This is a genomic window from Nocardia sp. NBC_00881 (assembly GCF_045207455.1).
Lineage (GTDB): Bacteria > Actinomycetota > Actinomycetes > Mycobacteriales > Mycobacteriaceae > Nocardia.
In genome coordinates this window covers 4,980,747-4,994,117 of record NZ_CP108798.1, presented here as the reverse complement: position 1 = coordinate 4,994,117, position 13,371 = coordinate 4,980,747, and the positions used below count along the sequence as shown (strand labels likewise).

At 66.2% G+C, this 13,371-nt stretch carries 13 protein-coding genes; all 13 read left to right on the top strand.

Annotated elements, in window-relative coordinates; all coding sequences use genetic code 11:
* Positions 1-369: 369 nt before the first annotated feature.
* Positions 370-903, top strand: coding sequence for a 50S ribosomal protein L10 (gene rplJ / locus OH799_RS21000; RefSeq protein WP_357260256.1), 534 nt, complete (start codon positions 370-372; stop codon positions 901-903).
* Positions 904-961: 58 nt separating this feature from the next.
* On the top strand, positions 962-1,339 hold the full coding sequence (rplL, locus tag OH799_RS20995; protein WP_406266732.1) for a 50S ribosomal protein L7/L12: 378 nt from the start codon (positions 962-964) through the stop codon (positions 1,337-1,339).
* 249 nt (positions 1,340-1,588) lie between these two features.
* Entirely contained in the window at positions 1,589-2,665 is a 1,077-nt protein-coding gene (locus OH799_RS20990) for an ABC transporter ATP-binding protein (RefSeq protein WP_406266729.1), read from the top strand.
* Between the two features lie 11 nt (positions 2,666-2,676).
* On the top strand, positions 2,677-3,471 hold the full coding sequence (locus tag OH799_RS20985) for an ABC transporter permease (protein WP_357260261.1): 795 nt from the start codon (positions 2,677-2,679) through the stop codon (positions 3,469-3,471).
* A gap of 106 nt (positions 3,472-3,577) precedes the next feature.
* Positions 3,578-4,342 carry an ABC transporter permease gene (locus OH799_RS20980; protein WP_357260478.1) on the top strand — a complete coding sequence of 255 codons (765 nt, stop codon included), beginning with the start codon at positions 3,578-3,580 and terminating at the stop codon, positions 4,340-4,342.
* Entirely contained in the window at positions 4,339-5,691 is a 1,353-nt protein-coding gene (locus tag OH799_RS20975; RefSeq protein ID WP_406266726.1) for an MCE family protein, read from the top strand. The genes OH799_RS20980 and OH799_RS20975 overlap by 4 nt, the downstream gene beginning before the upstream one ends.
* A complete protein-coding gene (locus tag OH799_RS20970) occupies positions 5,688-6,764 on the top strand; it encodes an MCE family protein (protein WP_406266723.1) in 1,077 nt (358 codons plus the stop codon). Before OH799_RS20975 ends, OH799_RS20970 begins: the two co-directional genes overlap by 4 nt.
* Complete coding sequence (locus OH799_RS20965) at positions 6,764-7,774, top strand: MCE family protein (RefSeq protein WP_406266721.1); 1,011 nt, start codon at positions 6,764-6,766, stop codon at positions 7,772-7,774. The genes OH799_RS20970 and OH799_RS20965 overlap by 1 nt, the downstream gene beginning before the upstream one ends.
* 1 nt (position 7,775) lies before the next feature.
* Positions 7,776-9,044: an MCE family protein gene (locus OH799_RS20960; protein ID WP_406266718.1), complete on the top strand. Its 1,269-nt coding sequence runs from the start codon at positions 7,776-7,778 to the stop codon at positions 9,042-9,044.
* Positions 9,041-10,306: an MCE family protein gene (locus tag OH799_RS20955; protein WP_406266715.1), complete on the top strand. Its 1,266-nt coding sequence runs from the start codon at positions 9,041-9,043 to the stop codon at positions 10,304-10,306. The genes OH799_RS20960 and OH799_RS20955 overlap by 4 nt, the downstream gene beginning before the upstream one ends.
* On the top strand, positions 10,303-11,544 hold the full coding sequence (locus OH799_RS20950) for an MCE family protein (RefSeq protein ID WP_406266712.1): 1,242 nt from the start codon (positions 10,303-10,305) through the stop codon (positions 11,542-11,544). The genes OH799_RS20955 and OH799_RS20950 overlap by 4 nt, the downstream gene beginning before the upstream one ends.
* A 29-nt stretch (positions 11,545-11,573) precedes the next feature.
* On the top strand, positions 11,574-12,377 hold the full coding sequence (locus OH799_RS20945; protein ID WP_406266709.1) for a hypothetical protein: 804 nt from the start codon (positions 11,574-11,576) through the stop codon (positions 12,375-12,377).
* An 11-nt stretch (positions 12,378-12,388) separates the two neighbouring features.
* Positions 12,389-13,132 (top strand): hypothetical protein, encoded by a 744-nt coding sequence (locus OH799_RS20940; RefSeq protein ID WP_406266706.1) that lies wholly within the window; start codon positions 12,389-12,391, stop codon positions 13,130-13,132.
* The last annotated feature ends 239 nt before the right edge of the window (positions 13,133-13,371 follow it).

The following is a 13,371-nucleotide window of genomic DNA, read 5'->3' as shown; positions in this document are numbered from 1 at the left end:
GGAGTTCCGCACCGCCGCCGACTGCACAGGCGCCGCGCAAAGGCCTCGGCCGACGGTTGCGGGGCCCGTTTTGGCAGATAGCCGCACGGCCAGGTACTCTCACTCGTAGTTATCGACGAGTTCGATCGCTACCCAATCCGTTCTACCGAAGACCGTTGGTCGCCGTTCCCACATGGGTTCGGTCGAAGGTCCGGCGACATTGCCGGCGGCCCACGCAGGGAGAGCCGAGGCTGGGAATTGGTCCGGGCAAACCCGGGATCGGTTTTCTGTTACGCCCCGGAACGCTCTGCGTTCGGGGCGTTTGTTTTGTCGCCGGCCCCTGATCGGTAGTTCGCGTATACGAACCGACCATCAGAGAGGAGGCGAAGTATGGCAAAACCCGAGAAGGTCACCGCGGTCGAGGAGATCGCGGAGCAGTTCAAGAGCTCGACGGCCACCGTCGTCACGGAATACCGTGGCCTGTCGGTGGGCAAGCTCACCGAGCTGCGGCGCGCGCTCGGCGCCGAAGCCACGTACTCCGTCGCCAAGAACACCCTGGTCAAGCGCGCCGCTGCCGAGGCGGGCGTGGAAGGCCTCGACGACCTGTTCGTCGGACCGACCGCGATCACCTTCATCACGGGTGAGCCGGTCAACGCGGCCAAGGCCCTGAAGACCTTCGCAAAAGACAACAAGGCGCTGGTCATCAAGGGCGGCTACATGGACGGCGCTCCGCTGTCCGTGTCCGAGGTCGAGCGCATCGCCGATCTGGAAAGCCGCGAGGTGCTGCTGGCCAAGTTGGCCGGCGCGCTGAAGGGCAACCTCGCGAAGGCTGCCGGTCTGTTCAACGCTCCCGCCTCGCAGGTGGCCCGCCTGGCCGCCGCGCTGCAGGAGAAGAAGCAGGCCGAAGGCGAAGCCGCCGAGTAACTCCCGGTGCGGCACGATTCGCCCCGCATAGACATCAACTACCGAAAGGAAAACAACAATGGCCAACGTTGACGAACTGCTCGAGACCTTCGGCAACATGACCCTGCTCGAGCTGTCGGACTTCGTGAAGAAGTTCGAAGAGAAGTTCGAGGTCACCGCGGCTGCCCCGGTCGCCGTCGCCGCCGTCGGTGCCGCAGCGCCGGCTGAGGCCGTCGAGGAGCAGGACGAGTTCGACGTCGTCCTCGAGGGTGCCGGCGACAAGAAGATCCAGGTCATCAAGGTGGTCCGCGAGATCGTCTCCGGCCTGGGCCTGAAGGAAGCCAAGGACCTGGTCGAGAGCGCCCCGAAGTCGATTCTGGGGAAGGTCGCCAAGGACGCCGCCGAGGCCGCCAAGGCGAAGCTGGAAGAGGCCGGCGCCAAGGTCTCGGTCAAGTAATTCCGACCGAAATACGCCGAACGGGCGGTTCCTCCATTGCGGAGGGGCCGCCCGTTCGGCTCTTTTCGGCAACGTGGGCTGAATTGCGAATATCGCGAGCTTTGGGCGGTTACTCTTCGGTCAGGTCAGGATGTGCCTCATCTTGCTCATGGGATACAGTGACCGCACCCGCTGTGACGTGACGCACCGCGATGACTGAGCGCGCGCGGTTCGCCGGTGGGCAGCTCGCTGAGAATTGTGGAGGTTGGCGTGGGCGTCGAGGTCAGGACCGAAAGTGTTACCAAATCCTTTGGTTCCCAGCGCATTTGGCAGGACGTTTCGCTGACGTTGCCATCCGGCGAGGTCAGCGCTCTGCTGGGCCCGTCGGGTACCGGTAAGTCCGTGTTCCTGAAGTCGCTGATCGGTCTGCTTCGTCCGGAGCGCGGTTCGATCTACATCGACGGCACCGACATCACGACCTGCTCCAACAAGGAGCTCTACGAGATCCGCAAGCTGTTCGGTGTGCTGTTCCAGGACGGTGCGCTGTTCGGGTCGATGAATCTGTTCGACAACGTGGCCTTCCCGCTTCGTGAGCACACGAAGAAAGGGGAGGACGAGATACGCAAGATCGTGATGGAGAAGCTGGAGCTGACCGGTCTGCTCGGCGCCGAAGGCAAGCTGCCCGGCGAGATCTCCGGCGGTATGCGCAAACGCGCTGGTCTGGCCCGCGCGCTGGTGCTGGATCCCCAGATCATCCTGGTCGACGAGCCCGACTCGGGTCTGGACCCGGTCCGCACCTCGTACTTGAGCCAGCTCCTGATCGATATCAACGCACAGATCGACGCCACGATCCTGATCGTCACGCACAACATCAACCTGGCCCGCACCGTGCCGGACAACATCGGCATGCTTTTCCGCCGCCAGCTGGTCATGTTCGGACCACGCGAGGTGCTGCTCACCTCGGAAGAGCCGGTGGTCAAGCAGTTCCTCAACGGCCGCATGATCGGTCCCATCGGTATGTCCGAGGAAAAGGACGAGGCGCAGATGGCGCGCGAGCAGGCACTCGTGGACGCCGGTCATCACCATGGTGGCGCCGAGGAGGTCGAGGGGATCATCCCGCAGATGCGCGCGACACCCGGTATGCCGGTGCGGCAGGGGGTGCTGCGGCGTAAGGAGCGTGTCCGCGGGATCATGCACACGTTGCCGCACGCCGCCCAGGTCGCGATCCGCGAGTCACTTGCGGAGAACGACGATACGCAGGTAATGGCGTACAACAGCGGCGACCTGGCCGAATATCAAGGCAGCGCATTCGACGCTACCCTGCGACACAACACAACTAACGGGTAACATCTGCGATCGTGACTTCCTCCCTGGCGCGGTTGCGGACTCCACTGCAGTCGGGGTTTGCCCAGGCAGGAAACATTTTCGCGCTGTTCATCGACGTCCTGCGCAAGACGTTCCGTCGTCCATTCGAATGGCGGGAGTTCATCGAGCAGTCGTGGTTCATCGCGAGTGTCTCGATCCTTCCCAGCGCCCTGGTCGCGATCCCGTTCGGCGCGGTCGTCGCACTGCAGACCGGTTCACTGATCAAGCAGCTGGGTGCCGAGTCGTTCACCGGAGCAACCAGTGTGCTTGCCACCGTTCAACAGGCGGCACCGGTCGTCACCGCGCTGATCATCGCGGGCGCGGCCGGGTCCGCGGTGGCCGCCGACCTCGGCTCGCGCACCATCCGCGAGGAGATCGACGCGCTGGAGGTGCTCGGTGTCGACCCGGTGCGGAAGCTGGTCGTACCACGTGTGATCGGCATGATGCTGGTGGCGCTGCTACTCAACGGCCTGGTGTCCGTGGTCGGTATCGCGGGCGGCTACTTCTTCAACGTGCTGCTGCAGGGCGGAACGCCGGGTGCCTACCTGGCCTCGTTCTCGGCGCTTGCCCAGCTGCCGGACCTGTGGATCGGTGAGATCAAGGCCGCCGTGTTCGGTCTGATCGCCGGCGTGATCGCCGCATACAAGGGGTTGCATCCCAAAGGGGGTCCGAAAGGAGTCGGTGACGCGGTGAACCAATCCGTGGTGATCACATTCATGGTTCTGTTCTTCGTGAATCTCATCCTGACCCTGGTGTACCTGCAAGTCGTCCCGGCAAAGGGCGCCTGATCAGATGGCCGGCCCGTATCGAACCCCGGTCTTCGCCAAGTCGCTGCGCCGGGCGGGAGACTTCGTCCGCTCACCACTGAACGTCATCGATCGGGCGGGCGATCAGATGTCGTTCTACTCGCGCGCCATCGTCTGGATCCCGCGCACCGCCGTGCACTACCGCAAGGAGGTCATGCGGCTGCTCGCCGAGGTCACCTTCGGCACCGGCGCGCTCGCGGTGATCGGCGGCACCATCGGCGTCATCGTGTTCATGTCCGGCTCGGTCGGCGTCGTGGTCGGCCTGCAGGGCTTCAAGGCCCTCGACGCGCTCGGCAGCTCAGCGCTCACCGGCTTTCTCACCGCCTACATCAACACCCGCGAGATCGCGCCGCTGGTCGCAGCGCTCGCACTCTCGGCGACGGTCGGATGTGGTTTCACCGCGCAGCTGGGTGCCATGCGCATCTCCGAGGAGATCGATGCACTCGAGGTGATGGCGGTGCCCGGCGTGCCGTTCCTGGTCACCACCCGCGTGATCGCCGGATTCGTTGCGGTGATCCCGCTGTACGTCGTCGGACTGCTCGGCACGTTCCTGGCGTCCCGAATGGTCAGCATCTGGTTCAACGGCCAATCCAGCGGATCCTATGACCACTACTTCAGCCTGTTCCTGCCACCCGAGGACGTGCTCTATTCCTTCCTCAAGGTGCTGGTCTTCGCCTTCGTGATCATCTTGGTGCACTGCTACTACGGCTTCCATGCCACCGGCGGCCCCGCGGGCGTCGGCGTCGCGGTGGGTCGCGCGGTCCGCGCCGCCATCGTGCTGGTGAACGTGCTCGACTTCTTCCTCAGCCTCGCGATCTGGGGCACCACGACCACGGTGCGAGTGGCCGGATGAGCCGGGGGGTGCAGGCCTGGCGCTCCACCGAGACACTGCGCATTCGTGTGCTGGGCATCACGTTCTTCCTTGTGGTCGGTCTGTTCTTGTGGACGACCATCGCGGTTTACAACAAGCAATTCGTCAAGACCGTGAACGTCGACCTGGTGACCGACAGCGTCGGCAACGCGCTGACCCGGAACGCGGACGTGAAGGTGCGCGGCGTCAGCGTCGGAGAGGTGCGCTCCAGCCGTTCCGAGGGCGGGAAGGTGACGCTGAACCTCGCCATCGATCCGGACAAGGCGCAACAGATTCCGGCCGATGCGACCGCGCGGTTGCTACCCAAGACGCTGTTCGGCGAGCGCTATGTGGACCTGGTCATTCCGGCGGACCGAAGCGCACAGCACCTGACCAATGGTGTGACGCTGCACCAGGATGTCAGCGGCAACGCAATCGAGCTGAGCAAGCTGCTCGACGATCTGCTCCCGCTGCTGCAAGCCATTCCGCCGGAGGATCTCGCCGCCACCCTGGGCGCGCTATCCCAGGCGCTGGCCGGTCGAGGTTTCGCGCTCGGCGAGAGCGTGGACAAGCTGGACAACATCTTCCGCCAGGTCAACGGCGTGCTGCCGGACCTGCAGGAGGACCTGCGCAGCTTCGCCGAGGTAGCCGCCACCTACTCCGACGCGGCACCGCAGCTGATCGAGGCGCTGGACAACCTGAGAACCACCAACGCGACGATCGTGCAGCGGCGCACCGACATCGACGCGCTCTACACCACGTTGACGCCGACCTCGTCGAGCACCGCCGACTTCCTGATCGCCAACCGCGACAACATCATCGACCTGGCCGCCGACTCCCGGCCCGCGCTGGAACTGTTGGCCTACTATTCGCCGAACTATGCCTGCTCGCTGGCGAACTTCGCGAAGATGAAGCCGCGCATCGACGATGTCTTCGGCAAGGGCACCGACCGGCCCGGCTCCAGAGTGAGCATCGAGCTGACCAACACCCGCGGCAAATACCTGCCCAACCAGGACGAGCCGCGCTGGCTGGACCCCCGCGGCCCGTGGTGCATCCCCGAGCTGCCCACTGGCCTCGACCCCGGCCAGTACACGGGAGGACCGAACAACGACGGCTCCTACGCGGTGCCCAGCCGTAACCCGGGTGACCAGGAAAGCGGCAAGCTGCAGCCGCCGCAGTTCGGCGTCTACCCAGGGAGCAAGGTGCCGACGACAGCCGGTTCGCCGATGGAGCAGCAGTCGCTCGGCGCGATCTACGGTGCGGCCAACGGGGTCGCGCCAGATCAGGTACCGGGCTGGGTGACCAGGGCCGGTGCGCCCGCGTTCCGCGGAAGCGAGGTGAGTATTCGATGAAGCAGAAGCTGCGCGGCCTGGGTGGGCCGTTGACCAAGCTGATCGTCTTCATCGCCGTGACCCTGTTCGCGACCACGATGCTCGGTTTGTCCATCGCCAATTACAGCAGCGGCGGAACGGGTTTCAAGGCCCGGTTCACCGACGTCACCTCGCTCAATGCCGGTGACGAGGTGCGCATCGCCGGCGTGCGGGTCGGCAAGGTCACCGACGTCTCGATCGTGGACAAGCGCTTGGCCGAGGTGAAGTTCGATCTCACCGACCGGAGTTGGCTGCCCGCCACGACCACGGCCACCATCAAGTACCGCAACCTGGTCGGCCAGCGCTACATCGCGCTGGAGCAGGGCACCGGCGAGCAAGGCCGCAAGCTGAACAAAGGCGGGACCATCCCGTTGGAGCGCACCAGGCCCGCGCTGAACCTCACCACGCTGTTCAACGGTTTCCGCCCACTGTTCCGCACGCTGACCGCCAACGACGTGAACAAGCTGTCCTTCGAGATCATCCAGGTCTTCCAGGGCGAGCAGGGCACGATCCACGACCTGGTCGCGACCACCGCGAACCTGACCAACAAGATCGCGGACAAGGATGCGGTAATCGGTGAGCTGACCCGCAACCTGACCGCCGTGCTGGACACCGTCAACAAGCGCGACGACCAATTCGACCAGCTGATCGTGAACACCGAGGCGCTGATCAGCGGCCTCGCCGCGGAACGCGACACGATCGGACGCTCGGTGACTTCGCTCGCGAACCTGACCTCGGCCACCGCCGACCTGCTCGTGCCGGTCCGGCCGACGCTACAGGGCTCGATCGCCGGGCTGAGCCAGCTGACCGGCACGCTCGACGACCGCGGCGACGAGGTGAACGAAGCGCTGCGGAATCTGCCGCTCAAGATGGAGAAGCTGGGCCGTGCCGCGAGCTACGGCTCTTGGTTCCAGTTCTATCTGTGCGGCATCGACATCGTCGTCGGGCCCGGCGCGGTCGACGCGCCGCAGCTCAACCTGCCCGCCGGTCTGCCGACGATCAATCAGCCGCTGTACACCAACGCCGCGCCGCGCTGCCATGGGGAGGCTCGCTGATGGACGACCGCATCCTGCTCGGCAAGCGCAGCCCCGCGTTCATGGGTGTGCTCGGCCTTGCCATCGTGCTGCTGGTGACGGTGTCGGCGTTCTTCTTCGACCGACTGCCGATCATCGGCGCGGGCACCAAGTACACCGCCGAATTCAGCGAGGCGGCGGGCATCAAGAAGGGCAACGAGGTCCGCATCGCGGGCGTCAAGGTCGGCTCGGTCTCCGATGTCCGGCTCGCCGGTGACCGGGTGCTCGTGGACTTCCGCACTCAGGACACCTGGATCGGTAATGAGACCACCGCGTCCATCCAGATCAAGACCCTGCTGGGGCAGAAGTACCTGGCGCTGGATCCGAGAGGCTCCGGGCCCGCCGATCCGAACAAGCGGATCCCGTTGTCGCGCACGGTATCCCCATATGACGTGGTGGACGCGTTCACCGACGCGGCGAGGAACATCGACCAGATCGACACCGCGCAGCTGGCCACCAGCATGCGGGTGCTGTCCGACGCGTTCGACACCACGCCGCCGGAGATCCGCGGCTCGATCGACGGCGTCGCCCGGTTGTCGGAGACGCTGGCCGAGCGCGACCAGGAGCTGAAGAAGCTGTTCGCCGCGACCAGACAGACCACCCAGGTGCTCGCCGACCGCAATGCCGAGTTCGAGCGTCTGCTCGCCTCAGGCGGTCAACTGCTCGCCGAGCTGAATATCCGGCAGCAGTCCATCGCGCAGCTGCTGTCCGGCGCCAGGGTCGTCTCGGCGGAGCTGAGCGCGCTGGTGCACGACAACGAAGAGCAGATCGGTCCCGCACTGAAGAACCTGCGCGCCTCCATCGACTTGCTCAACGACAACCAGCAGAACATTTCCAAGACCTTGGCACTCGCGGCGCCCTTCTACGGTCTCTACGCCAGCGTGCTCGGCACCGGCCGCTGGTTCGACGCGGTGATCGTCAACCTGGTGCCGCCCGCGCTGCCGGAGATCCCCGGCGACCGTCCGCCGGTCCGCACCCTGGGAGGCAACTGACATGGCGGGCAACTGGAGGAACGATCCCGTCGGCGCGGTCAAGCATTCCAGCCGCGGCGCCAAGGTGGGCATCGCACTGGTAGTGGTCGTGGCGGTGCTGGTGGCGGGCGTGCTGTGGTGGCTGTTCGACCGGCTCACCACCACCAAGATCACCGCCTACTTCGATCGTTCGGTCGGCATCTACGAGGGCTCGGACGTGCGCATTCTCGGTGTGCCCGTGGGTTCGGTGGATTCGGTGGAACCGCAGGGCGATCAGGTCGAGATCGTCATGAGTGTGGACCGCGAGTTCGACGTGCCCGCAGGTGCGCGGGCCGCGCAGATCACGCCCTCGATCGTGTCGGACCGCTACATCCAGCTGACCCCGGTCTACACCGGGGGTCCGAAGATGGACCGGAACGCGACCATCCCGCGCGACCGCACGGTCACGCCGGTCGAGGTCGACCAGCTCTACAAGAGCATCACCGAGCTGTCGGATGCGTTGGGCCCCCACGGTGCCAACGCCGAGGGCGCGGTGAACGAACTGGTGCGCACCGGCGCGGCGAACCTCGCAGGCAACGGCGAAGCGCTGGCCAACAGCCTCACCCAGTTGTCCCGAGCGGCGCGGTACCTGTCCGACGCGCGCGGGGACATCTTCGACACGGTCAAGAACCTGCAGTCCTTCGTCACCATGCTGGCCCAGAACGACCAGCAGGTGCGGCAGTTCAACGTCCAGCTCGCCGACCTGTCGACATTCCTGGCCGACGAACGCGAAAACCTGGGCGCCGCGCTGCACCTGTTGTCGATCGCGCTCGGCGACGTGGCCAGGTTCATCGACGACAACCGGGATCTGGTGGCCAGCAATGCCGAAGGACTGACCACGCTGACCAAGACGCTGGCCGATCAGCGCAACGACGTGGCCGCCTTGCTGCCGGTGCTGCCGCTGGCGCTGAGCAACCTGATCAATGTGCACAACGCGGAATCGGGCACCCTCGACATGCGCGCCAACTTCACCGATCTGCAGGACCCGTTCGGTGTGATGTGCAAGATGCTCGACCTTTCCAAGTTGATGCCGGGCGATCCGAAGTTCGAGGCGCTCGGCAGGCAGATGCGGCCGATCCTGGACCACTGCAAGGCGATCACCGACCAAATCACCGCCGGGGTGAAGACTCCGACCCTGATCCTGCCGTTCGGCATCCTCAGCGGCGAGAACCAGCAGCGTGACCCGGTGCCTGGCACGGTGCCCGGTACGCCGTCGGATCGGCTTCCGCCGTCGCAGGGAGGCGTCCGATGACCACCCGAATCCGTTCCGCCGCTCGCGGCGTCGGCGCCGCGTTGGCGGTCGGCCTGTCCGCCGCGCTGGTCACCTCGTGCGCCGCCGACGGCATCTACAGCGTCCCGCTGCCCGGCGGCGCCGACGTCGGCGACCATCCGATCCACATCGACATCCAGTTCGACGACGTGCTCGACCTGGTGCCGCAGTCCGCGGTCAAGGTCGAAGGTGTGCCGGTCGGCCGGGTCGAGGAGATCACCATCGGCAAGGACCAGTGGACCGCCGTTGTGCACACCGTGGTGAACGCGTCGGTGGACCTGCCCACGAACGCGCGCGCCGAGGTCCGGCAGTCCAACCTGCTCGGCGAGAAGTTCATCGAGCTGTCCAAGCCCGCCGCGGACCCGGATCCGAAGAAGCTCGGCAACGGCTCGGTGATCCCGGTCGACCGCACCAGGCACGCCACCGAGATCGAGCAGGTGCTCGGCGCGCTGTCGTTGCTGCTCAACGGCGGCGGTGTCGCGCAACTGCAGCCGATCGTCACCGAGCTGAACAAGACCCTCGGCGGCCGGGAGGGCCGGGTGCGCTCGCTGATCGAGCAAGCGAACATCCTGATCGACGGCCTGAACAAGCAGGTCGACGACATCACGAGAGCGCTGGACGGTCTCGATCTGCTCAGCAGCAGGGTCGGCAGGCAGACCGCGCAGATCGGCAAGATTCTCGACGAGCTGCCCCACGGCATCAAGATCCTGGAGGAGCAGCGTCCACAGCTGGTCGGATTGCTCGCTCAGCTGGACCGGCTCGGCGAGGTCGGCTTCGACGTGCTGAACACCTCGAAGGACGACCTGATTCGCGACCTCACCTCGCTGCGGCCGACGCTGCAGGAACTCGGCCGTTCGGCTTCGGATCTGGTGACCGCGTTGCCGCTGGTGCCGACCTACCCCTTCCCCGACTCCTCGCTGGAGGCCACCTTCGGCGGACAGGTCAACACCTGGTTGTCGGTGGATCAGCAGATCGGCGTCACGCTGAGCAATCTCGGTGTAGGCAAACCGGATCCGGTGTATATCCCGCCGGTCGGTCCCCCGGTGCCGGTGAACCCGACCAACCCGTACTACAACGGCAACGGCCCGCGACCGGGCTGGCCGACGGTGTCGATCCTGCCACTGCCGCCGAACATGGCGCAGCCGCCCGCACCGGGAGTGCCGCCCAACCCCGTCGGGGCGATCCTCGAGCAACTCGGGGTCGGCGGGGGGATCGGACAGGGAACGGAGGGTGGTCCCCGATGACACGTCTGGTCCGGTGGCAGCTGATCGCGTTCGCGGTCGTCGCGGTGGTCGGCGTGGTGTTCGTCGGCGGGAAGTACATCCGGCTCGATCACATGCTCGGTTTCGGCGAGTACACGGTGCAGGTGCGGGCGGCGCAGACCGGTGGCATCTACAAGGGCGCCGAGGTGACCTACCGCGGCGTCCCGGTCGGCCGGGTCGGTGAACTAGAGCTCACCGACGACGGTGTGGTGATGAATCTCGTTATCGACACGAGCTCGCCGAAGATCCCCGCCTCGGCGAAAGCCGTAGTGGCCAATCGGTCCGCGATCGGTGAGCAGTACGTCGACCTGCAACCCGACTCCAATGCGGGCCCGTACCTGCGGGACAACTCGGTGATCGCCTCGGCGACGACTCCCGTGCCGGTTGAGCAGCTGGTCGCCAGCGTGGACGGGTTCACTCGTTCGGTGGACCTGAACGCACTCAACACCACCGTCCGCGAACTGGGCACGGCGTTCGACGGCAAGGGCGGCGATCTGCAAGTGTTGATCGAGTCGCTCAACACGTTCACCGAGACGTTCAACGAGACCCTGCCGCAGACGATCCAGCTGATCCGGGACGGCAGGATCGCGCTCGGCACCCAGGCCGAGCAATCCGATGCCATCCGCCAGTTCAGCGATGGCCTGGACAAGCTCACCGCCCAGCTTCGCTCCAGCGACCCTGACGTGCGCAGGCTGATCGGCACCGGAGCCGACGCGGGCGAGCAGATCGGCGCGCTGATCGATGAGAGCGGCGGCACGCTCACCGAGGACCTAGCCAACCTGCGGCTGCTGCTGCGGACCATCTCACCGAAGTTCTATGCGCTGCGGCCGTTGCTGCAGATGCTTCCGCAACTGTCCATCGGTGCTTCCTCTACCGCGCCCGGCGACGGCACCAGCCACTTCGGTTTGGTGCTGGAGACCAACAACCCGCCCGCCTGTACCGTGGGCTACGAGGGTACGCAGCGGATTCTCGAGCAGATGAAGGCACAGAACCCGGATTTCGACGACACGCGGGACGAATTTCCGTTCAACAAGGACGCGAAATGTCTTGTGCCGTTCGGTAACCCAACTGCCGTCCGCGGTGGCGAGCGAGCCACGCTCGCCGACCCGAGCATTGTGCAGCCGTGGGACTCCAACCCCAAAACCGATCCGGAAAAGCTGAACCTGAATCCGATCGCCGTGCAGATGGCCACCCTGCTGGGGGTCACGCCGAAACGGTGACCAGGACCGACGACGTTAGGGTGTCTCGCGTGAGTGAGCGTAGCGAGCGAACAACAGGCGCGACCGCGGATCTATCCGAGCAGGCCGATTCGACGGAGCCGGAAGCGCCGGAAGTCGTGGTGCCGTCCGCGGAGGCGACCGCCGCCACCGCGGGCGTGGCTGCGGATTCGCCGGTCGAGGAAGTCGCCGACGGAGAAAAGATCACTTCCGGCGCGTCGGAAAGTGTGCCGAAGCGCTCCGTCGGCTCGTCGGCGCTCGGTAGGTTCGCGCTCGTCGGCTCGGCCGTGCTCCTGGTGGTCGCCCTGATCGCTGCCGCCTGGTTCGGCACGGGCTGGGTGCGCGCCGCGTTGACCGACGGCCCGCGCGCCGACGCCCGCGACACCGCGCTGGACGCTGCCCGTCAGGCCGCGCTGAACATGACTTCGATGAACCTCGACGATGTGCCGGGCTCGCTCGCACTGGCCAGATCCTCGATGACCGGCGCGCTGCTCGACTCGGCCACGAAGAACAAGGACCAGGCCGAGAAGCTGGCCCGGCAAACCGGTGTCGGGATGTCGTCGAAGGTGCTCGGCGCCGCACTCACCACGCTCAACAGCGAGCAGGACAAGGCATCGGCGCTGGTCGTGCTGCAGGTGACGGAGACAGGCAAGGACAAGCCGCCCGCGGCGTACCGCTACACCTGGAGTGTCGACGTGGCCGAGACGGGCGATACCTGGAAGGCCGAGCAGATCTCCTCGCTCAGCCAGCCGGTGCTGTTGAACGGTGAGCCCGGCCAGCAGTCGCCCGCGCCGCCCGCGGACCAGCCGCCCGCCGCGCCGAAGCCGGGATCATAGGAGGATAATCCATGACGTCTCGCCGACCGGTCAATCGGGTCACCTCCAAGCGCCGCCCCGGCGCCGAGCACCCGTCTCGTGCCGCCACCACACGTACCGAGCGCCCGGCGCCCAGCGGTAGGACGCGACCGGCGGGTGCTTCCCGTGCCACTATCGCGCGCGGGAAGTCGGGTGCCGAGCAACGCCCGGAGCGGGGTAGCGCGCCGTCGCGGTTCGGCAAGGTCGTCGTGCCGACAGCCGCTCCATCGCCGGGCAGCGGTGCGGGGAGCGCGCACTGGACCCTCGTCTCGGGGTTGTTGATCGCCGCCGTGTTGCTCGGCGCCTTCGCGGTGGTCGCCGCGAAGCGGCCCGGCGTGGACACCTCGAACCAGGCGTTCGTGAACAACGAGGCCACCCAGGAGGTGCGGGCGGCCGCCGACCACGCGTTGCGGACGGTCTACGCCTATGACGTCAAGAACATCGACGGCTACCGCGGAACGGCCGCGCAGGTGCTCACCGGAAAGATGCTGGCGGACCTGGACAAGTACGCTGGCACCACAATATCGGCGGTCAAGCAGGCGCAGACCAGCGCCGACGCCAAGGCGGATCCGATTGCGGTGTCGTTGCTCACAGAAGACCGGGCGGAGCTGCTGGTCAACCTGGTGGTGAGCGCCACCAAGGACGGTCTCGCTCAGCAGAGCGTCGCGGGCCCGGTCGTCCTGCACATGCAGAAGGTGGACGGTCGTTGGCTGGCCAGCGACATCGTCGACCAGTGAGTGCCAGGGCAATACCCCGGGATACCGCAGCGCGCCAGGCGATCTCGCAGGCGGCTCGGCCGGTCCTGCCACTTGACGAGCTTCGCCCGACCCGTCACGCTATTCACAACAGCGGCAGCTGTCACGGTGGCTTCAGCGCACCGCGGGCTCAGGACGCAGCCAGCGAATTCGGCCCGGCGCGCCAGCCACTCGGACGTTCACACGGGTGGTACTTTGACACCTCCGTGTACATGGGTGTA